Origin of the sequence: Candidatus Fukatsuia endosymbiont of Tuberolachnus salignus (genome assembly GCF_964030845.1) — a bacterium.
GTDB lineage: Bacteria > Pseudomonadota > Gammaproteobacteria > Enterobacterales > Enterobacteriaceae > Fukatsuia > Fukatsuia symbiotica.
Genome location: NZ_OZ034983.1, coordinates 2108331 through 2128885, shown reverse-complemented (window position 1 = coordinate 2128885; position 20555 = coordinate 2108331). Strand labels below are relative to the sequence as shown.

The window sequence follows — 20555 nt, the reverse complement described above, 5'->3', positions numbered from 1 at the left end:
AAAGGTAGATAGGCTATTTTTTTGCGGTCAGAAAATTTTTTTCCAATTCTACCATGGAAATTTTCCGATCGTTCAGGGTGTCTCCTGCAGTTGTCTTCAGTACCAGCGCCAGCCCTTGCGCAGATAAATTCCCAGTCTCGTGCTGATGTCTGGCTGAGGCGATAAATAATCTTTTATTCACGATGCGAAAAGTATCTTCATTCGCTCTCCAGAATTCACGGAGTTTATCTATATATTTCTTGCTAAAGTTACTTTCGATTACTATTTTCATAAAATCAACGGGCAACAGGCGAACCTCATTGTGTTTGCCAAATTGTTGCTACTGAGTTCGTCGGAATTAAGGCGATCTTCGGCACCAAAATTGCCTAACAAACGTTCCGTTAATGTTTTTGATTCCACGGGAATACCATTATGCTCCCAGCCAATAAAAGTTTCAGATGAACTGGATGCATAATTAAATCTGTTAAAAAAAGTTTTATTGGGATTAATATCTAAACCATATTTTTCTTTAATAGCATCTTTGAGATATTTTGCGGCTGATGGGATTATTTGTGGGTAATTCTCTTTCAGTCTATTTACTTTTTCGATATAGCTTTTTCTGTCCCTGAGCAACAAATCTTCCTGAATAACGCCTTCAGCAGGCGCTGAGCAAGATGTACCAGCATTATATTCGCTGTAAGGTACCATATGCCATTCGGTTGTTAAGGCAAGAGCATCCTGAGATGGTTGCACATTAGTAGGTTTAGTTTGCATGTTTTTTTCTCTTAATATCAGGACTTACAAAAGCGTCGTTCCCTGTGAGGGATTTTTCAATTGCTGATAGAAAGAATCACCAAGCACTCCAAATTTAACTTGATGGAGAGTTCGTTTATTTTTTCTATTTATATCAGCGAGGTGTATTCAAAATAAAAAAGCACAAGTGATATGATTTGAATACATGCTTTACGGTGTTGACAGTGTTCAAGACCGGTTAATTGTTTAGATTTTCTTCTTACCATCAACCTATGGATCGTAAATACGGTAATCAATAATCCAGTGGCCTTGTGTGTTTGCATCAACATAGACACAAATTACCACCCCAATTCCCTTAATAATTCCCTTATATTACCACCTAACCAACTCAATGTGATGCAGGAAATTTTTATCAACGATATAGTAATCTTGTCGAACACGAGACAGCCATCATCATAAAGAAAGATCGAATCACGTATATTGCCCCACAGGAGTTGAGGTGTTATTTGTCGTTCCAAATCGGTTTATCGCATCGAACCGTCCAGTTTTTTTAACTGTTCGCATTAATGGTAGCTCGAATCTCCTCAGTCGTCACCGTTTCTAATTTATCAGTACAGATTCCTTCCATCACGGTGATGGTTGTTGCGTTCAGAACAAATGACTTGAAAGGCTATACTTCCTTATGCGCAATTTTATTTGTACCATGGATATGAGTTTGTACCAGTAGACGTTAAGCATCATTCCTCCATATTGTACAGTGAATAACCAGGCGGTACTCTAATCTAAAAGGCTCCCTCGGCAATTTTTTTTCTAATAGGGGCATCTAAAACCTTGTGAAGTACCACTTTAATGTGCGCTGATAGCCTTATTTTTTACACTGGTAGAGACAAACACGGGCCAATCTTAGAGGTGCCATCAGCGACGAAGGCAAAACACTGGCGTAGGCAAAGTAATTGATAGCCTGTAGCCATTCCACTAAATGATAAAAAAAGCATCCACCCGCGGGTGGATAATGCGAAGTGATGTACAATCCCAGATCATAAAAAATCCGCCATAATGAAATTTGGCACATAACTTTAGGATAAACGATGGCTAATTCCTCATTTTTTCTACAAGACAGTAATAGTAGACGTTTACTGATAGCCTTTATAATCACCACCTTATTTATGGTTGCAGAAGTCATTGGCGGTTTACTCTCTAGCTCGCTAGCACTATTAGCGGATGCGGGTCATATGGTAACTGATGCGATGGCGTTACTGCTCGCACTGGTTGCCGTTCACTTTGCACAGCGTAAACCCAATATGCGCCATACTTTTGGTTATCTGCGTTTGACCACCGTAGCGGCGTTCGTTAACGCCGGCGCTTTATTTTTGATCGTTTTATTGATTGTCTGGGAAGCGATGCACCGTTTTGTGGAACCACATGACGTACTGGGCGTTCCTATGCTAATAGTTGCTATCGCTGGATTTTTTGCTAATCTCTTCTCTTTCTGGATATTGCATCGTGGCACGGAAGAAAAAAATATCAACGTACGCGCTGCAACTTTGCACATACTTGGCGATTTATTGGGTTCAGTAGGTGCGATTGTCGCTGCGATTGTGATCCTAATGACGGGTTGGACACCGATAGATCCTATCTTGTCTATCTTAGTTTCAGTACTAGTATTACGTAGTGCCTGGCGTTTACTGAAAGAAAGCTTTCACGAATTGCTCGAAGGTGCCCCGCACGACGTAGATATCGATAAATTACGTCAGGCATTGTGCACTAACATCGATGAAGTTCGTGACGTTCATCATGTTCATTTGTGGCAAGCGGGTGAACAGCGTTTAATGACGCTACACGTGCAGGTTGCTCCACCCAATGATCACGATGATTTATTGCAGCGAATTCAACAGTATCTGTTAACACACTATAATATTGCCCACGCCACTATCCAGACAGAATATCAACATTGCAAGAAAGCAGATTGTGATATCGGCCAGTTAGTTAGCACTACCTGTAAGGTACATCATCATTAATTGACATTACGTCGAGCCATTACTTATCACTAATGTTACATGATAGGATGAAACCTTGTTCAAGCACACCTCAGCCCACCATCTTTGGCGGGCTTGTGGGCGGTGCTTACGACGATTTCGAACAGGTTCAATCAAAATCACTCAAATTAATGTCACGGTGCTTGCTACAGTTTTACTAAATAGACCTTTTGCATACCTACTGCGTGGTATGAACTCGGTGTTACATGGTGCTCACAATCCTCATGTTTGCGTGTGTACACTGCGGTTACTGTGCTTCGGGTGCATCGACTTCGCATAACGAATTACGGTTTTACAAGAAGTCTAATGTTTATTGACGCCCTGAATGACCAAAACCACCAGTGCCACGCTCACTATTGGTAAATTCTTCAACAATATTAAATCCAGCCTGTACCACAGGCACCAACACCATTTGAGCAACACGCTCACCAGGCTCGATAGTGAAAAATTTTTTACCGCGGTTCCATATAGATACCATCAATTGCCCTTGATAATCTGAGTCAATTAATCCGACCAGATTACCTAAAACAATGCCGTTCTTATGGCCTAATCCAGAGCGCGGCAAAATCATGGCAGTCAAGCTGCTGTCGGCGATATGAATAGCTAATCCGGTTGGCAATAACGTGGTTTCTCCTGGTGCTAAATCTAACGCTTCATCTAAACAGGCCCGCAAATCCAGCCCCGCCGAGCCGGCAGTTGCGTATGTCGGTAAGGGAAATTCTTTACCCATTCTAGGATCCATTATCTTAACGTCGATTTTTTTCTTCATAACGGCTAATAATCTCATCTAATAAACGTTGACCGAGGAGAGATTTATCGCTGTGCGATAAACGTTTTTCTCCTGTCGACCAAAAAAGGTGCAATGCATTGGTATCACTATTAAACCCATTTTTTTCAAGGGATACATCGTTAGCACAAATAAGATCCAGATTTTTTCGTACCAATTTTTGTCGAGCGTATTCTTCCACATTATCGGTTTCGGCGGCAAATCCAACGACAAATGGACGGTCATCCATCATTGATGCTACACCAGCAACGATATCTGGATTTCTGACCATTTTTAGCATGATTTCTTCGCCCTGTTTTTTGATTTTTTTATCTGATACCTGTTCAACACGATAATCAGCGACGGCGGCACAAGAAATAAAAATATGTTGTGTTGCCGCGTTTCGCTGCACAATTTGCTGCATCTCCAATGCATTGATCACATCAATACGTTTTACGCTTGGCGGCGTTGCTAAATGCACCACCCCAGAAATCAAGGTCACTTGTGCTCCACGTTTTGCCGCTGCTTGAGCGATAGAAAAACCCATTTTGCCTGAACTTTGATTACTGATAAAACGTACCGGGTCCAGTGCTTCACGTGTTGGTCCAGTAGTAATCATGATGCGTAGCTTCTTTAAGTCTTGCTTGCTAAAAAAATGACTCTGTACTAGAGCAACTATTTCACAAGGTTCAAGCATCCGACCAGGGCCAATATCACCGCAAGCTTGACTGCCACTACCTGGCCCCCACAGTAGAATCGCGCGACTTGCTAGCACTTGTAGATTAGCCTGAGTAGCGCTGGCATGGTACATCTGTTGGTTCATCGCGGGGATAGCGGCAACGGGAGCAGAACTGGCCAAACAAAGGGTTGTCAACAGATCATTCGCCATACCGGCAGCAACACGTGCCAGTAAATCCGCGCTAGCCGGCGCTATAACGATAAGATCAGCCCATTTAGCTAACTCAATATGCCCCATTGCCGTTTCTACGGCCTGATCGAGCAAATTGTCAGCGACGGCATAACCCGAAACCGCCTGTAATGTGAGTGGAGTAATAAAAGCCTTAGCCGCTTCGGTCATTACAACACGTACTACTGCACCCTTATCACGTAAACGGCGCACTAGCTCTGGGCATTTGTAAGCAGCAATCCCTCCACTAATACCGAGCACAATACGTTTGCCAGTGAGTTCGGTACGATTGTCGACGAACTCCATCATCACAATTATCCTTATCAGAGAAGAAAGAAACAATATGTTAGCATAATCGTTGAACAAATTTGCGAGGTACTTCGCATGTTCCTGTTAGGAAGATCGTCCTGGAAAATGTTCAATGTCATACTTATCAACCGATAATATTGAATCAATGTGGTGCTAAAAGGTCTTGAAGAGTACCGAATAATATTGAAAAGTTGCGGTGCGTAAAAAAACAGGAGTCATGGATGGACAGATGGTCTGGTGTTATGCCACCTCGGGAAAAATTACTAAAATTTGGGGCGGTGGCACTGACTGATACGGAACTGTTGGCTATTTTTTTGCGTACTGGAATGTCAGGACTGCACGTGGTGGCGATGGCTGAAAATCTGGTTACAGAGTTTGGTTCATTGTACAGTTTGATGTCTGCCGACTATCAGACGCTCTGTGCTCAAAAAGGGATGGGAAAATCTAAATATACGCAAATTCAGGCAATATCGGAGCTGGCGCGCCGCTGCTCCGCTTCCTATTTGGCGAAAGAAAGTGCGTTGTGTAACACTAAAGTCACCCGTGAGTTTCTACAAAGTATTCTTTCTCATCGCGATCGTGAAATTTTTTTAGTGATGTTTCTGGATAACCAGCATCGTGTTATTCGCCATGAGGAATTGTTTGCTGGTACCATCAGCAGTGTTGAAGTTCATCCACGAGAAATTGTGCGGGAAGCATTAAAATTTAATGCTGCAGCATTGATTTTGGCTCATAACCACCCATCAGGAAGGGCGGAACCGAGTAAAGCCGATCGTTTGATGACTGCACAAGTGATTAAAGCTTGTTCGCTGTTAGATATTAGGGTGCTAGATCATTTTGTTATCGGTCATGGTGAATGTGTCTCCTTTGCTGAACGTGGTTGGATGTAAAGATATTTTTCGCTGTCCTTCGAAGGTGTTTGCTCGTTCGGGACTTGAGCACTGACGTTGTAAGGCGTATACTACGCGACTTTTAGGAACTCTGGGTTCGGTGTGAAGGATCTATCTCTAGGTAGGTTTTTGACCCGTTTGGCTGTTTCTGATTTGATTAGACCTTTTGCGAAACTGTAGCGGAGGGAGAAAAGCATACGAAGTACAGCAAGCGGAATGTATACAGCAGAATACATGAAGATTGGGGATGCCTTGTGATGCAGGATCCACATTACGCAGCAAGTGGCCGGTTTCAAGTAGCCTTCGGCTTTTAGGTAACTTTCAGCTTTCGCAAGAGGCCTGTTCTAAAACCTGATGAGGCAGCTATATTCTGCTGTGAAGCTCGATCTGATTTGATTTTTGGAGAAATAAATATGTCTCAAGTCTGCCAAGTTACTGGCAAACGCCCGATGAGCGGTAATAAACGTTCTCATGCGATGAATGCGACTAAACGCCGTTTTCTACCTAACTTACATCGTCACCGTTTTTGGGTTGAACAGGAAAAACGCTTTATCACTTTGCGTGTGTCTGCTAAAGGTATGCGAGTTATTGATAAAAAGGGTGTCGAAACGGTTTTAATCGGCCTCGGCATCATCTCCGATCCCACAAAGAAAAATCTTGGAAAAAAAAGTATTGAGGAGCTGAATCATGGCTAAAAATGCTCGTGAAAAGATCAAACTCGTTTCTTCTGCTGGTACGGGGCATTTTTATACCACCACAAAGAACAAACGTACTAAGCCGGAAAAATTAGAATTGAAGAAATTTGATCCTACTGCAACTGTCCGTCGACACGTAATGTATAAAGAAGCGAAGATTAAGTAGTTTTGTTGGCGTAATGAAAACCCGGCCTTGGTCGGGTTTTTTTTCCATGTAGCATCAGTGTTATATTAGACTTTTTGCAAAACTGTCTGTTTGTTATGTGAAGTAAAAGCACACAGCAACCGCTGTGTACATACGAGTACGTGAGGATTGCTAGTATCACGTAACCTTGCATGCACACCATAGCGGGTTATGCGAGGTTTATTTTTTCTTAGAGCCTATTTAAAATCGTTATGAGCCACTATGTTACTTAGTATCCTTTATATTGTTGGCATCACCGCGGAAGCGATGACAGGTGCATTAGCTGCCGGTCGTCGTCAGATGGATACCTTTGGTGTCGTTATTATTGCTTCTGTAACCGCTATAGGCGGGGGATCAGTTAGAGATATGTTGTTAGGTCATTATCCTTTGAGCTGGGTCGAACATCCTAAATACATTGTTATTGTTGCCGTTGCCGCAATCATCACTACTTGGGTTGCCCCCCTGATGAAACATCTGCGGCGGCTGTTTCTGGTGCTTGACGCCATCGGATTAATTGTGTTTTCAATTATTGGTGCCCAGGTTGCTCTAGATATGGGGTACAGTAACATTATCGCAGCTATCTCTGCGGTGATCACCGGTGTTTTTGGCGGTGTATTACGTGATATGTTTTGCAACTGTATTCCCTTAGTATTCCAGAAGGAGATTTATGCGGGGATATCTTTTGCTGCGTCATGGATTTATATAGCACTTCAGTACACTGTTTTGCCACACAACTGGATTGTCTTTATTACCCTGGTAGTGGGGTTGAGCGCCCGATTACTTGCATTACGATTTCGTTTAGGCTTGCCTATTTTTAATTATGAACATCAGGATAGATAGATTCTTCGCTGTTTTTCAAGCTAGTTGTCGCCTTATTTCTAATTTTATGCAGCATTTGCTTCCGGATACAGCATCACTTCATGAATAAAATTCCAGTTACGACAGCCTTTGCTCCAACGTTCGGGTTTTTTAGCTCGAGCTAATCCATAGACGGCTTTCCGTTTGGCTGATATTTCTCTGTCTGCTCCCCTATGACGCTCATCTGGAGTAACCTATTTGATACCACTGTGTTTATGCTCAAGGTTGTACCAGTCCACGAACTGGGTTACCCAGGTTCTGGCATCATTGAGCAAGGTAAAACCCTCGGGCGGCCACTGGGGGCAATATTTCACCGTTCGAAACAATGATTCAGAATAAGGGTTATCATTACTGACTCGCGGGCGGGAATATGAACTAATTACCCCCAGATCGCACATTTTCGCCAACAGGGTATAACTGCGCATGGGACTACCATTAGCTGAGTGAAGAATAATTTTTTTGTCAGCGCATTTTTCTCTCCAGATGCATCGTTGCAGTAGCTCTGCAGCCTGTTCGCCGGATTCTTGTTCAAAAACATCTGCCCCCACAATTTTCCGACTGAAAATGTCCATCATCATGTAGAGGTAAAGATGCCGGCCTTTTATAGGTGTTGGTAAATAACTGATATCCCAGGACCATACTTGATTCGGTGCTGTCGTTTTTTGTGCGCATGGGCGCTTATAACTTCTCTCTCGACATCTAGGAGTGAACAATTTGTTAGCTTTGAGCACCCGATAAAACGTAGACTCAGATGCGATATAAATTCCCCTGTCAGCAGCAGATTGCGAAGAACCCGGCGCTGACTGAAGAAGTAGAACGGCCGATGATGGTTTTGATTTCTGCACAACGATAAAACAATAGTGGTGAACGGGCACTCTCGTCCACAGTGGAAAGATGGCCTTACGTGCTGCGGTTTCTGGCGTTGGCTTTGCTATTTTGTCGAGACAAGCCTGCCAGTCCAGTATTACCGATGGACGCTTAATGGAGGTTGAATTTGAACAGCCGGCGGCCCCATTACAATTGTTCGTACTTTATTCAAATCGTCGCTATTTGCCGGTAAAGACAAGGGCGCTTATTGATTTTATGCATCAGGGATTGGGTAACATATTAGAAGTAGTCAGATAGAATAGACTCCGCTTAGCCTGTTCTTCGTTCCATTGGCCCGTGCTGTACTATACCGCACCGCTATAGTAGTACAGGTTCCATCAATCGAAACACAAAGGTCAGCAAGATCAGTCAGGCTTTATCTTTTGTGTCCAGGCATAGTGTGATCGAAATGGAGGATGCAATGGGAAGATGTAATGCACGACGATAAAACTGATACCTACGCAAAACGATTTAATCCGGTATTTAACTACATCGAACGCCATCTAGATGATTCGCTCTCGTTGGAGAAGCTTAGTGAAGTGGCAAACTTTTCGCCGTATCACTTTCACCGGCAATTTTCCAGCTACTGCGGTATTCCGGTCTGGCGTTATATCCAATTGATGAGGCTAAAACATGCTTCGTATAGGCTGGCATTCAATCCGTCACGAGTTTCGCACTGTAATAAATGATGGTAAAAAGAGAGTAGAAAAAAAGATAAGAATGGTAATGAGATGTCAGGTTATCCATGTACGAAAGACCTTTATAAAGCATTTTTACAAGGGAGTATGGCAGGGGCCGTATAAGTTGATTATGAAAATCAGAAATAACATATTGATATTAATTAATATTTATTAACAAAAGTGATCACGTTACATGGCGCCTGCTATAGTGTGAGATATTCTGGTCTGGCGTTGTCAGAAGTGAGCCCGTCGAGGGTATCCCATGATAGCGTAATTCGCAGGTTAAAGAGCCGCTGTTTTCGTCCCAAAGAGTTGTGGCAACTTGTCACGCCCTCGATTGAGCGGGGAGCGCCTTGTTTACTGATTGCGGATGATACTGTGCTAGCAAAAAAACGGAGTAAGAAGATAGAGCTGTTTCATTGATGTAAAAGTTTGAATTTAATCTGACATTTCAATATATTTAATATTAAATGAAGGCGTGTTAGAAATGAATCAAACAGCAAAAATAATCAAACCGAAACTCGGCTTACTTGACCTGGCAAAACAGCTGTGTAATGTTCAGTCAGCGTGTAAAGTCATGGGCTACAGCAGAGACAGTTATTAGCGTTTTAAAAAGCTGTATGAGCAGGGAGGTGAGCCAGCCTTGGTGGAAATAAGCCGTAAAAAACCACTCGAAAAAAATCGAGTGGAGCCGCATATAGAACAAGCGGTGGTGAATATGGCTTACGACTATCCTGCTTATGGTCAGCACCGTGTGGCGAATGAACTTAACCGACAGGGGATAATGATTTCCGGCAGTGGTGTTCGCTCGGTTTGGTTGCACCCTTATATCTTGATTATTAACTTTCAAAGGTTGATGATCCCCAACTGATCATTGGGATGTCACCGGAGAGTTTGTTTGCGCCCTTAGGCTTAAAGCTTGTGCAGTCAGATAAAACCCCGGTGACATATTTATCGTCGCCTGTAAGACCGAACGGTATCTTGTGCTAAGAGCACGTATTTATAAGGAAGGTCGGGGCGATCATTTAATTATCTGTTTTTCATGGGAGAATCAGCCATGGACAAGACCGCAGTGGGTATTGATGTTGCCAAATTAAAATTCGATGTTGCAGTGTGGGTAGAGAGAAAAAAGTATAAAACAAAAGCATTCCCGAATACCCCCTCTGGATTTAGCCAACTACTGAAATGGCTTATCCCTTACGGGGATTGTCATATTTGTCTCGAAGCCACAGGGAGTTACAGTGTTCCACTGGCTATGTTCTTAGTTGATAATGGCATTGACGTCAGCCTAGAAAACCCATCACGTATTCATGCCTTTGGTGAGAGTGAACTGAGTCGGAACAAGACGGATCAGGGGGATGCAAAAATGATAGTGCGCTACTGCGCACTGCATACACCTGTCCTCTGGACTCCTCCTCCCTTGAGCGAACGTCAATTAACCGCGCTAGTACGCCATCTAAAGAGTTTAGAGGAAATGAGGCAAATGCAAGAAAATCGGCAATCAGTGGCTGACGATGTCGTTCAATCCTCACTGCTTGAAATCATTTCTGCACTTAAACAACAAATCCAGGCCACCAAAGAAAAAATAAAAAACCATATCGATAACGATCCTGACTTAAAGAAAAATAAAGCGTTGCTGGAGAGTATTCCTGGTATCGGTGAAATACTAAGTGCCAGTTTGCTGGCGTATGTGGGTAATGTGTCAAAATTCACTAACAGTAAGGCAGTGGTGGCCTATGCCGGGCTTAACCCAAAACTTTGTGAATCAGGTTTATTTAAAGGACGGAGCCGCCTATCAAAACGGGGTCATACCGAGCTCAGGAAAGCGTTGTATATGCCCGCTCTGGCTGCCCTTTCTTGTAATCCGATAGTGAAAGCACAGTGGCAACGACTCGTATCACGCCATAAAGGGGGTAAAATGGGCGTCTGTGCGGCAATGCGCAAATTACTCCAACTGGCGTATGGTGTGCTGAAATCAGGCATCCCATTCGATACAAAAATAGCACTTGCATCATGATGGGCAAGACGGTATCTGTTAAGCAGAAAATCCGTGATGTTGTCCGAAAAGGGCAGCACTGGGATTGGCCCACATTGGTGAAAGAAAAGGTAAACCCGATTCTTCGCGGATGGGGGAATTACTTCAAGACAGGTAATTCAAGGAAGCATTTCTTGAGCATAGCGAATTACACGATATGGACACTCTGCATCATGTTGCGGAAGAAGCACAAGAAACGGGGTAAGGGGTGGAGGGACCACCCGCCGTCCTGGTTCTACGATTACCACGGGCTGTTTAAGCTGTACAGCCTGTCCGTAACCGGAGATGAAGGGAGTCGGTATGCCCGACCTGTGCCGTCGTAACGCTGTGGAAAGAAGACAGTCGGAAAGCCGTGTGCGGGAAAACTGCAAGCACGGTTTGACGAGAGGTCGCTGGGGAGATGATGTCAAACCAGAGACCTACTCTACTGTTTTATAATCTTGTTGTAAATGTTTATGTTTTCATGGTATGTGACTCCGTTGGTTTATGATGCGATGCTAAGTTCTTTTTCGTGGGTGAAGTGCCCATTCCAATGGGTTTTCATTGGCAACTTATTTTTGCGGTAGAGGTCAAACAATCGGATTGCCCCTTTGCGCAGTAAAACGGGTTGGTACTTGATAAAGTCATCACCGCTATGAATGCTGATTTTATGTTGATGTTCCGTCAAATATCGGTCACGCGCATAAGAGGTTGCACGCCAGCGGATATGGGATTTACTTTCGTTATAAAGCCAATTTCTTTCTGCCAAACAGTGATTAATCTGTTGTATATTAATACCGTTGAGCATTTTGCAAAACTGAGTGGTCGTTATTCCTTCCTTAAACAGGTTCTTCAACTCCTTTAATTCCGCTTCCTGTTCTTTGTTCACTAAGGCTAGCCTGGTTTTTTCACGAAACTGCTCTGCCCATGCCATAGCCGCAACAGGGGGATCTTCGAAATTAGGCAATACGCAGATAGGCCGTGTTGTTTTCTGTTCCAGCTCACGCCAGCGAGTGGCGACTTTATAGCGTAGCGAAATGCTGTAGCCCATGACCAATGTCATGGTTAAATCTTGGTCAAGTAAATATTCCTGATAAGTGCGACCACTGGCGTCTTTGTAATCGGCCGAAAACTCGGCCGATTGAATGTTGATCGATTCGAACATTTTTCGACAATCATCGAGAACATGTTTATGCTGTTTATCCGTTAGTTGAGCAATTTCACGGCTAGACATTTTTACCTGTTGATAGATAGTGATGACATTTGACATAGAGAAATTCCTTATCTTGAATTTATGTGGTGATTAACTCATCAGTGAAGTGTGATTTGCGGGCACTTCCCACCCGATAACCGAAAAGGTACCCATCTTGGGATGATTCCAGCGTGTTGTATGTTTATTAACCGACTGACTGTCAATTGGTTCCTGAACGCTTTAAGCTCTTCACCTTCTACCTTGTAATAATGCTTGCCCTCAATGAATCTCTCCTTATTCCGTTTAAAATTTTGCTGAATGTTATTACCATCAGTGCCGTAACCTTGTGCCAACAGTTCGGTGCTGATGACGCGCTGCTTGTGGTAGATGATCACCGGTAAGTTTTCGGGATTTAATGGGGCTTGTTGATGAATATCAATGATATTTGGCATGCAAAATTCCTCACAAATGAATTGCGATTCATAGAATCCCGGTACGTTACCGGGATGAGAGATTAATTACGTCTTGGTGTTGCGCCAGTGGGGAGCTGGGCTTTTAGGCTTCTATTAACAAAATTGGCGAATACCATCCCATCTTTGAAACGATCACAAAGACGATAGGCTAAGGGTGAATTTAGTTTTACTAATGCTGGATATATTTCATGCCGCCACGCATCAGAAATGGCGGTAAAATGTTCCATAAATGCTTGAATATGATAGCAATCTATTTCAATCTGGGTGGGTTTGCTATTGTTCTTGGATATTCTTGAAGTATCGTATAACTCAGCTTCCATGCGATTAAATTCCGCAATGTAGGCTTCTTTGAATATTGCCGCTTTCTTTCCAGTGAATCCCATAACCAAAAACATAAAGCCGTCCTTGGTCATTTCGTACATGGGGCGTTTTTCACCTTTGGCATCTGTATATTCAACGGGCGTAAAATTACGCTCGTTAAATTCAAATGAACAATTCAAAGTATCTACTTTTTTGAGCACATCTTTGTGTAGCTTAGAGAAATAGCCAGCTACAGCTTGGGAGGTAGTGACAGCTTTGCCGTTATTGATAATAACTTCTGGAGTTAGTGCTAAAAGTTGAGTAGTCATGATTACATCCTTACTGTTTGTTCAAATTACCCATTGTTCAGATGGGTGGTCGGGTACTTGAACACCGCAGTAAGACGGCCAGCATTTTTCCCTCCTCGGCAGAGGTATTGTATAGCTGCTCGCTACCCGACCATAACAATCTATGGACGAAAAAAAACCGCAAAGCTTTCGGGCGCGGGATTCCGCTTACTGGGTGTGTTCAGCACCTGTAGCGAATATAGCCCACAGTTGTTCCTTTCGTCAATACGATAATTAAGTTAGACTTGCAGCATAGCTAAAGGAGGAATTTTCTATGGCACAAGTCGCATTTAAATCTAAGTTTAATGTTACAGTGACTCATGAAGACCGTATATGGATCGGCGTTTGTGATGACCTCGGCCTTGTAACCGAAGCTAACAGTTACGAAGAATTAACCTCAAGAATATGGAAAATTGCGCCTGAACTTTACGTTGAAAATGGATTTGGAGACATATCCGATCAAATCAGGATCACTTTTCTGCAAGAACAAGAGTCAATTTTTCGGGTCGCATTGTAGCTCATGGGACAAGGTATTTATTCACAGTTGCGGGATGTTTTGCTTGATCACCATTGTCGTTTTATCCGACAAGGAAAAGGCAGTCACGAGATCTGGAAAAGTCCGTTAAACAATAAAAATTTCAGTGTTCCTGTTACTATTTTTTCTAAAAATACAGCAAATGCAATTCTCCGTCAGGCAGGAATAAACACCAAAATATAATATCGGCTAGGATTAAAATCCCGCATCTCATTCTACAGATACATGTAAAATATAGCCCACAGTTGTTCCTTTCATTGACCTGTTAAACCCGTGCATTTTCTTTCGTCTCCTGTTCGGCGATAAGAATTTGTCTGAATTTGTTGAGTGCGTGGTTGTTATAGCGAAACGCTTGCACTTGCTTATCACTGTGACGAGATTTATCCAGATAAAATTCACCGTATTGCTCGGTTTTCATGTCATTGTCGTTGGCGATACGCCCAATTTTGTTTGCCGACATATCAAACAGTTTACCGATTTCACCTGCTGTATAAAGCTTTTCGATAAGTAAAGGAAGGGGGACAACCTCACAACCGGCCAACGGATTAATCAGCCCGGCAATAACAACTTGTCGTGATAGAGAGGAGAGATCTGTGGCCCATGCAAATGTTTTTTCTGCCACCTCCATCGCTATCTGCATCGCTCTTGCCTTTCGAAATTCCGGTAATCCACTGCCTTCGTCACGGTGGGTCCTTTTTATATGATAACTACCTTGCTGGCGCAGTGCGGGCAAGACTTCTTCACATAACCAGTCCTGAATACGCTCAGCGGAGGGAAGGTTGCTTTTCAGTATCAGACGGTAGGCATCGGCTTCGGTGGCAAAAATAATCCCCTTTGGTCGTGACCCCAATCCTAATTCCGTTAATTCAACGGAATTAATTTTAATCAATGATTTACAATGATTTTTTAATGCTTGATGCGGGTCTGTGTACCCTAGTACTTTTGCGAGTTCCACCGCAAAAAATACAGGTTTATCATTATACAACATGCCCTTAAGTTCAATATTTGAATCTGCGGTTTTAAAGATCATGAGTTGCGTTTGGCTATCTGTGGGCATAGCAAATTCTCCGTATTAAAACGACATGAGTTGAAAAAGTATTCATTGGCTAACAGGCAGAAATTTGTAGAAGGGAAGGTTTCAATAGGTCTACACTAGTGCTTGTTGCACACGATCTTTTCTAACGTTGTTTGGCGACAGCTAGCTAACCGTAGTAAAGTATGGGTGTAAGAAAACCGCATAACCGGGGTCTGCGGTTTATGAAGCAGGTGACTCAACTTGCTAAGCCTAGAGGGGTGCTGTCAGCTTAATGCAACATCATGCTATCCAGCTCTTCTTCAGAAAAGCCCGTTATCTTTTTAATGATGTCACGGCTCACATTACTGGCAAGAAGCTGTTTAGCCATTTTTAGAGAAGCTTGTCTTTCACCCTGTTGCATGCCCTGTTGCATGCCCTGTTGCATGCCCTGTTGCATGCCCTGTTCTATGCCCCGTTTTTCGCCCCGTTTTTCGAGTTGTTGTGCAAATGTCATAATGTCTTCCTTTGCTTGTGGAACGGAATTAAGCCACAGTGCTAATGACTTGTCCAGATCATCTGACTCTGCCAAATCACTGGCTCTACCACATATTTCAATAAAGTACCTCAGTACGTCTTTGAAATAGTCACGGCTCACTTGTGTGTAAATTGTAGTCATTTTCTCTTCAGATAACAACGCCTCTAACCAGGTGAGGGGAGATTGCTTTTCGCGGTAGTGTTTGAATAAGATTTCCATCACTGACGCTAAACCATGTGTATTTATTTCTTCATCTGACATGACCGTTAAATCAATCAGTTGAAAGGGTTTCAGTGCCAATTTTTTTGCTAATTTTGGCTCCTCAAAACATTCCCAGATTGCTCGTGAGTGGGGATAAGGCGATTTTCCTCCGTGATAGAGCACTAAAGGCAACACAATCGGCAATTTTTTATGACCCTGCTTTAAGTGGTAGTTCATCAACTCGACAACGTAACAGAGGATACGAAATGCCATCATTTCATCATCACTGCTTTGATGTTCCGCCAAAATATAGATGTAGCTCAGTTGGCCTTTAATCTTACAACTGAAAACCACATCGCTATACAGCGTATCAGGCCATTTAGGGGATAACTCGTTGGGTACCATCTTTAACGTGGAGATATCAATTAATTTCAGGATCCTCTTTGGAAGATGTGCCTTCAACCAATCCAACGTAATCTGTCGATGCTGTAGGGTGCCTTTAAATAGTTTATCATGAGGTTTCGATATGTCAGGCACGGCATGCTCTCCCTGGGGTTCTCTCTACAATGTGGCGTCGATATTATCGACAGGCAACTCTACGCGTATTTCATCCGGTAGACGATCACTTTTTTTCAGCGGCGTTATCTTCATGCCACTTTTCCATACGTTTTAATCTGTTCGATTTCATCTTCAAGTTCTTGCAGAAATTTGCGCACTTCTGTTTCAATTTCCTTGCCCAGTGCCTCATCAAAGTGAATGCGCTTTTTGAAGTAGGCTAATGTGTCAGGCAGTCGATTATCATAGCTGACAAAGTCACACCATCGACGCCCCGTACACAGCATTTGTGCATGCATTTGCAGGCGGTATTTTTTTTCTGGTTCACCTGTTCTTATCGTTTTCAGATGTGTCCAGGTTTTTGGGCATTTGATTTCGATGAGGCCATCCTCATTAACCAGTCCGTCGGGACTGGCGGCAAACCCCTCAATAGTGGGGTGGTCGACGAGACCGACCTCCGTGACTTCTACTGCAAATTCACGCAAGATGTAAGCCTCACGGGCGACGGGTTCCAGTGCCGTCCCGTGCTTCATTTCAGGTGTGACAAAGGTGTCTTCCCGTTTCCCCGTCAGACGCTGGCAAATCAGCTCGGCCCTGTATTTTTTTCGCGTTGCGGCGTCGCCTGTTTTGACTTTTGCCATCACCTCTGCCAATTTGCTGGCTGTGACCTTGCCACAGCGGGCAGCAAACCACTCGTCTGTTCGTTGTTCCATTTTTTACCTCGATAGCTGTGTTATCCGTAAAGACTGAGTTTGATTTAAAAGGGAATGGGTTCATCAAACGCAATCGGTGGCGTGGGGTTACATTGCTGCTGTGACACCGCCTTCATAGACGCCTGTCCCCACAACTGCTGATTTTGTTGCCGCTGCTGTCCTTGTGGTTGTGTTCCACCCGCTTCGATAAAACCTAATCGGGCATTGTTCAGTTCCAGGACGATCGCTTGCCCGTTTTTTCCTTCGTAGGTGTCGATTTTGATGCTTTCACCGAAGAGCTCAACGATGGCGCCTGGGTTGAGTGTTTCGCGGTAAAAATCTGCTTGATTGCCGGCTTTGGCGAACAGTACCGCCTGGTAGTTAGTGAAAGCATGGGTTTTTAATTTGCGATCGTAGTATTTAACGCCACCCCGTAGGGCGAAGCCGATGGCGTCAGTGGCCGCAAATTCTCTGGCGGCCTGTTGGAGTTTGAGGGTGATGGTATGTGCCATTAGGCTGCCTTTTCTAAGGTTGCTGAGTGGGTGAGATAAATGTCGTTGGCTTTTTGTGCTAAATCAGGCTGCTGGATAAGCAACTGGCTTAGTCGGTTATAAGCCCCCTGTAAGGCCACTTTATCCTTGCATTGATGCGCCCAGTGGGTGAAATCGGTGAGGTATTGTTCTGGGGTGCGTGCAGCGGTGGGCTTCGTTTGTGGGGTCCCCTTGTTTTCTTGCTGCTTGTAAGCTTCGGTGTCGGCATCTTTGGCATCATCAATCGCAAACAGGCCGTTCAGGCAGTACTTGCGCGCGTAGGAGCTGGTTGCCCCGGTCAGCTGTGCCGCATCCATGCCTTTTTTGTTCAATTCTTCCCGTGCAATTGCGGAGGCCTGAAACGAATTTTCACCGTCCGTCAAGGTTGCAGTCGCTTTGACGTAATAGCGATCGCCCATTTGTACGATTTCATCACTTATTGATAAAAACAGGTCGCCCAGCAGCGGTTTAACGCCTTCCAAAATGTCTTCACAGCTGCGGTAGTGGTATTTGCCAAAGGTATTATATTGATTTTTCGGTGCATTGAGTTCACGTTGAATAGTCGCTAGCTTAAGATAAAATGCTTTATTCTCCATAATAGACCTCATTGTATTCATCACGGTGGTAGAGCCGTTCTTTGGCTAACATCCACTTTGCTTTTGAGATAAAAATGCTGAAAAATGCCTCATCGATGTCATCGGGTTCAGTGTCAGCCAAGGCGAGGGACAAAGCCTCACTATCAAAATGGGGCAATTTTTTAAAGAGCTGGGCGATGTGGTCAAAGGTGAAATATTTGTCCCACTCTTCCGCCTGTTCATTAATGTTGTGCCAATCTTGATCACTGAACGTGTTCATTATTTTTCGTGCTTCAATAAGCGTCTCGGGTGTCATGCCAGTCGCCCTCTGCTTTTACAATACGCTTGAGACATGCGGGCATAGCCCCGCTCGCTGTTAAGGAAAACTCGCTTCACACCGTTGATCATGATGATTAATGCGTTATCTTGGATAGTAAAAATCATGGTTCACCTCGTTGGTTGAGTGTTTTTTTTAGCCAGATAAAAAGGTCAATGAATTGATTGCGTTTGGGTTTTTCCGCAGGCGTGCTGTGAGGCCATGCAGTGATAATCCATGGGTGCATACGGTGCTCCTGAAGGTTTTTTTCCACGACAAGGCCACCGACAAAAAAGGTCAGTGGCCTGGAGGAAAAGGGGGGAAAAAAGAAAATTAATGCGGTGTTTGCGGGGTGTTGAGCTGTAATGCCATCGCGGTTTTAAGCTGCTCAGATTGTGCACCGAAAATGGCTTGCACGCCGGAACCGAGCACAATCACCGCCTGTGCACCCAAGGTTTTGAGTGCCTGTTGATTCACCTGTTTGCTGTTTTTCACACTGACCCGTAATCGGGTGATGCAAGCGTTGAGAGCGGTAATGTTGTCTTTGCCGCCAAAGGCCTGGATAAGCAACGGGGTGATAGGGGTATCCTGCTGCACGGAGGGTAATAAACCGGCTTCACGCCCCGGGGTTTTGAGGTCAAAACGTACAATCAGCAGGCGAAATAACCCGTAATACAGCGTGGCATACGCGAGGCCAACGACCGGAAACAGCCACACACGGTTGGCCTGCGGACTGAGCACAATAAAATCAATCAGCCCGTGTGAAAAACTGGTACCGTGACGCATTTCTAGCGCAATTGCCAGAGAAAAGGCCAAGCCTGACAGCAGGATATGCATGACATACAACAGCGGAGCAACGAACATAAAGGCAAATTCAATCGGTTCGGTAATGCCGGTTAAAAAGGAGGTTAATGCGGCAGACCCCATGAGTGCGCCGATTTTCGCTCTGTTCTCCGGTTTGGCGGTGTGCCAGATAGCCAATGCAGCGGCGGGCAACCCGTACATCTTAAACAAAAAGCCGCCCGCCAGTTGCCCTGCGGTAGGGTCGCCGGCGATATAACGGGGGATATCTCCGTGAAAAACCTGCCCTGTGGCATTGGTATACTCCCCGATTTGCATATGAAAAGGCACATTCCAGATATGGTGCAAGCCCAAGGGGATCAGCGTCCGTTGCACCATGCCGTGCACACCAAAAGCCAGCTCAGGATTTTGCACGGTCGCCCAATGTGAAAAGGCCTCGATACCCTGTCCGACAGGCGACCATATCAATGCCAATAGCAAGGCAACAGGGATAGCCACGAGACCCGCAATAATCGGCACCGTACGTTTACCGGCAAAAAAGCCCAGGTACGCGGGGACACGGAGGTTATGGAAGCGATTAAACAGCACAGCGACGACCCCGCCCATCACCATGCCACCGAATACACCGGTATCAACAGAGGGTGCCACAATCGCCAACATTTTTACCATGATGGCGTACGCGACAATCACCGCCAGGGCGCACACGCCGTCATTTTGAGTCAAGCCGAGCGCGACACCCAGAGCAAACAGCAGCGGCAGATGAGCAAATACGGTCCCGCCGGCCTCGGCCATCAGATGTGAAACGGTGACAGGGAGCCAAGCAAACCCCGCAGACCCTAAACCGAGCAATAACCCAGCGACTGGCAGAACAGAAACGGGCAGCATCAAAGACTGCCCCACCTTTTGTAGATGAGCAAAGCTTTGTTTTAACATGATAGTCACTCCAATAGGTAGGACAGCCTGGGGCTGTGTTGTAATAAAACCGCTGCTAAGCAGAAACGGTAATAGCCTTTTTTGTTCGGCTTGTTCCTTGCACAGAAAATAACCAGGCTCTTGGCATCAGCCGATTGTACATACTGTCCTGCGGCTTTTGACGTAAAGGGAAGGCCGTCGCTAGAGCAATTGCCCGATCTACATCCGAGCGAGGTTGAGCACGCACTATTTTTGCGTGATCGCCCCCTCTCCGATCAAGGCTATTTTCGATCGCCTCACGAGAGAGGGCTTCCGCTTTACGGCGTTGATGTCTGCGGTATTTGGCATTACCGCCATACATTGCTTTGCGTTTCGATGGCTTGTAAATAATCGTTGCCATAACTTACCTCCGATTGATTTCTGGATAAGCTGGTGACACAACCTATTCAGAAATCAACGGGTGAACGCAAGGGTGCACTTTGTCAGTGCTACCAAATTCTAAATTGTTAAAGAGCATCCGCCTGTGCGGGGTATATCGGGCATTCTATTTCGCGAATCATTCCGATTTTCATGCGCCTCGGACGGCTACTTCGTGGGCTTTCCTTGCCTGCTTCGCGGGGGTGCTTGCCGTGTTGATA

Annotated in this window: 24 protein-coding genes and 5 pseudogenes; 13 read left to right on the top strand and 16 right to left on the bottom strand. The window is 44.5% G+C overall.

The genetic code is table 11. The features are described 5' to 3' along the window. Positions 1-13: 13 nt before the first annotated feature. Together AAHH42_RS10395 and AAHH42_RS10390 are read right to left on the bottom strand one after the other, a co-directional pair. Positions 14-286 carry a dermonecrotic toxin domain-containing protein gene (locus AAHH42_RS10395; protein WP_162859982.1) on the bottom strand — a complete coding sequence of 91 codons (273 nt, stop codon included), beginning with the start codon at positions 284-286 and terminating at the stop codon, positions 14-16. Next, positions 268-753 (bottom strand): dermonecrotic toxin domain-containing protein, encoded by a 486-nt coding sequence (locus AAHH42_RS10390; RefSeq protein ID WP_072551101.1) that lies wholly within the window; start codon positions 751-753, stop codon positions 268-270. Before AAHH42_RS10390 ends, AAHH42_RS10395 begins: the two co-directional genes overlap by 19 nt. Before the next feature lie 1067 nt (positions 754-1820). Here AAHH42_RS10390 and zitB point away from each other — a divergent pair. Beyond that, positions 1821-2750: a CDF family zinc transporter ZitB gene (gene zitB, locus AAHH42_RS10385; protein ID WP_072551102.1), complete on the top strand. Its 930-nt coding sequence runs from the start codon at positions 1821-1823 to the stop codon at positions 2748-2750. A gap of 328 nt (positions 2751-3078) precedes the next feature. Here zitB and dut read toward each other — a convergent pair whose 3' ends face one another. Both dut and coaBC read right to left on the bottom strand, forming a co-directional pair. After that, complete coding sequence (dut, locus tag AAHH42_RS10380) at positions 3079-3537, bottom strand: dUTP diphosphatase (RefSeq protein ID WP_072551103.1); 459 nt, start codon at positions 3535-3537, stop codon at positions 3079-3081. After that, positions 3515-4747, bottom strand: a complete 1233-nt coding sequence (gene coaBC, locus AAHH42_RS10375) for a bifunctional phosphopantothenoylcysteine decarboxylase/phosphopantothenate--cysteine ligase CoaBC (RefSeq protein WP_342222062.1) — start codon at positions 4745-4747, stop codon at positions 3515-3517. The genes dut and coaBC overlap by 23 nt, the downstream gene beginning before the upstream one ends. Positions 4748-4971: 224 nt before the next feature. Here coaBC and radC point away from each other — a divergent pair, with 224 nt between their 5' ends. The 4 genes from radC to AAHH42_RS10355 all read left to right on the top strand — a co-directional run bounded on the left by radC (position 4972) and on the right by AAHH42_RS10355 (position 7359). Then, complete coding sequence (gene radC / locus AAHH42_RS10370; protein WP_342221070.1) at positions 4972-5640, top strand: RadC family protein; 669 nt, start codon at positions 4972-4974, stop codon at positions 5638-5640. A gap of 413 nt (positions 5641-6053) precedes the next feature. Further along, complete coding sequence (gene rpmB, locus AAHH42_RS10365) at positions 6054-6335, top strand: 50S ribosomal protein L28 (RefSeq protein ID WP_083429672.1); 282 nt, start codon at positions 6054-6056, stop codon at positions 6333-6335. Further along, a complete protein-coding gene (rpmG, locus tag AAHH42_RS10360; protein WP_072551106.1) occupies positions 6328-6501 on the top strand; it encodes a 50S ribosomal protein L33 in 174 nt (57 codons plus the stop codon). Before rpmB ends, rpmG begins: the two co-directional genes overlap by 8 nt. A 240-nt stretch (positions 6502-6741) precedes the next feature. After that, positions 6742-7359: a trimeric intracellular cation channel family protein gene (locus tag AAHH42_RS10355; protein WP_342221069.1), complete on the top strand. Its 618-nt coding sequence runs from the start codon at positions 6742-6744 to the stop codon at positions 7357-7359. Between the two features lie 44 nt (positions 7360-7403). On the opposite strand, the pseudogene AAHH42_RS10350 reads toward AAHH42_RS10355, so the two are convergent. Beyond that, positions 7404-8024, bottom strand: a pseudogene (locus AAHH42_RS10350) (transposase); the annotation flags it as partial. Positions 8025-8256: 232 nt separating this feature from the next. Here AAHH42_RS10350 and AAHH42_RS10345 point away from each other — a divergent pair. The 6 genes and pseudogenes from AAHH42_RS10345 to AAHH42_RS10320 form a co-directional block, all read left to right on the top strand. Continuing rightward, positions 8257-8502 (top strand): annotated as a pseudogene (locus tag AAHH42_RS10345) (LysR substrate-binding domain-containing protein); the annotation flags it as partial. Positions 8503-8678: 176 nt separating this feature from the next. Then, positions 8679-8906, top strand: a pseudogene (locus AAHH42_RS10340) (AraC family transcriptional regulator); the annotation flags it as partial. Between the two features lie 198 nt (positions 8907-9104). Next, positions 9105-9344 (top strand): annotated as a pseudogene (locus AAHH42_RS10335) (hypothetical protein); the annotation flags it as partial. A 67-nt stretch (positions 9345-9411) separates the two neighbouring features. Beyond that, positions 9412-9744: pseudogene (locus AAHH42_RS10330) on the top strand (helix-turn-helix domain-containing protein); the annotation flags it as partial. A 222-nt stretch (positions 9745-9966) separates the two neighbouring features. Then, positions 9967-10941 (top strand): IS110 family transposase, encoded by a 975-nt coding sequence (locus AAHH42_RS10325; protein ID WP_342221038.1) that lies wholly within the window; start codon positions 9967-9969, stop codon positions 10939-10941. Continuing rightward, positions 10938-11282, top strand: a complete 345-nt coding sequence (locus AAHH42_RS10320) for a group II intron maturase-specific domain-containing protein (RefSeq protein WP_240313809.1) — start codon at positions 10938-10940, stop codon at positions 11280-11282. The genes AAHH42_RS10325 and AAHH42_RS10320 overlap by 4 nt, the downstream gene beginning before the upstream one ends. Before the next feature lie 161 nt (positions 11283-11443). Here AAHH42_RS10320 and AAHH42_RS10315 read toward each other — a convergent pair whose 3' ends face one another. The 3 genes from AAHH42_RS10315 to AAHH42_RS10305 all read right to left on the bottom strand — a co-directional run bounded on the left by AAHH42_RS10315 (position 11444) and on the right by AAHH42_RS10305 (position 13232). Then, positions 11444-12208 carry a Rha family transcriptional regulator gene (locus tag AAHH42_RS10315; protein WP_342221067.1) on the bottom strand — a complete coding sequence of 255 codons (765 nt, stop codon included), beginning with the start codon at positions 12206-12208 and terminating at the stop codon, positions 11444-11446. A gap of 41 nt (positions 12209-12249) precedes the next feature. Further along, a complete protein-coding gene (locus AAHH42_RS10310) occupies positions 12250-12582 on the bottom strand; it encodes an ORF6N domain-containing protein (RefSeq protein ID WP_072550976.1) in 333 nt (110 codons plus the stop codon). A gap of 62 nt (positions 12583-12644) precedes the next feature. Further along, positions 12645-13232 (bottom strand): Rha family transcriptional regulator, encoded by a 588-nt coding sequence (locus AAHH42_RS10305; RefSeq protein WP_083429657.1) that lies wholly within the window; start codon positions 13230-13232, stop codon positions 12645-12647. Between the two features lie 292 nt (positions 13233-13524). On the opposite strand from AAHH42_RS10305, the gene AAHH42_RS10300 reads away from it, so the two are divergent. Together AAHH42_RS10300 and AAHH42_RS10295 are read left to right on the top strand one after the other, a co-directional pair. Next, positions 13525-13767: a DUF1902 domain-containing protein gene (locus AAHH42_RS10300; protein ID WP_072550975.1), complete on the top strand. Its 243-nt coding sequence runs from the start codon at positions 13525-13527 to the stop codon at positions 13765-13767. Positions 13768-13770: 3 nt separating this feature from the next. Next, on the top strand, positions 13771-13968 hold the full coding sequence (locus tag AAHH42_RS10295) for a type II toxin-antitoxin system HicA family toxin (RefSeq protein WP_072550974.1): 198 nt from the start codon (positions 13771-13773) through the stop codon (positions 13966-13968). Positions 13969-14050: 82 nt separating this feature from the next. Here AAHH42_RS10295 and AAHH42_RS10290 read toward each other — a convergent pair whose 3' ends face one another. The 8 genes from AAHH42_RS10290 to AAHH42_RS10255 all read right to left on the bottom strand — a co-directional run bounded on the left by AAHH42_RS10290 (position 14051) and on the right by AAHH42_RS10255 (position 20317). Further along, complete coding sequence (locus AAHH42_RS10290; protein WP_342221066.1) at positions 14051-14842, bottom strand: BRO-N domain-containing protein; 792 nt, start codon at positions 14840-14842, stop codon at positions 14051-14053. Between the two features lie 247 nt (positions 14843-15089). Further along, positions 15090-16073 (bottom strand): Rpn family recombination-promoting nuclease/putative transposase, encoded by a 984-nt coding sequence (locus AAHH42_RS10285; RefSeq protein WP_342221065.1) that lies wholly within the window; start codon positions 16071-16073, stop codon positions 15090-15092. A gap of 110 nt (positions 16074-16183) precedes the next feature. Beyond that, positions 16184-16804: a lambda exonuclease family protein gene (locus AAHH42_RS10280; protein ID WP_342221064.1), complete on the bottom strand. Its 621-nt coding sequence runs from the start codon at positions 16802-16804 to the stop codon at positions 16184-16186. Between the two features lie 44 nt (positions 16805-16848). Beyond that, the gene (locus AAHH42_RS10275; RefSeq protein ID WP_342221063.1) at positions 16849-17295 is read right to left on the bottom strand and encodes a hypothetical protein; all 447 of its coding nucleotides are present in this window, start codon (positions 17293-17295) and stop codon (positions 16849-16851) included. Next, positions 17295-17909 (bottom strand): ERF family protein, encoded by a 615-nt coding sequence (locus AAHH42_RS10270; RefSeq protein WP_342221062.1) that lies wholly within the window; start codon positions 17907-17909, stop codon positions 17295-17297. The genes AAHH42_RS10275 and AAHH42_RS10270 overlap by 1 nt, the downstream gene beginning before the upstream one ends. Then, entirely contained in the window at positions 17899-18204 is a 306-nt protein-coding gene (locus tag AAHH42_RS10265) for a hypothetical protein (RefSeq protein WP_342221061.1), read from the bottom strand. Before AAHH42_RS10265 ends, AAHH42_RS10270 begins: the two co-directional genes overlap by 11 nt. Before the next feature lie 333 nt (positions 18205-18537). Further along, entirely contained in the window at positions 18538-19938 is a 1401-nt protein-coding gene (ptsG, locus tag AAHH42_RS10260) for a PTS glucose transporter subunit IIBC (RefSeq protein ID WP_342221060.1), read from the bottom strand. Positions 19939-19993: 55 nt separating this feature from the next. Further along, a complete protein-coding gene (locus AAHH42_RS10255; protein WP_342221059.1) occupies positions 19994-20317 on the bottom strand; it encodes a hypothetical protein in 324 nt (107 codons plus the stop codon). Positions 20318-20555 lie beyond the last annotated feature (238 nt).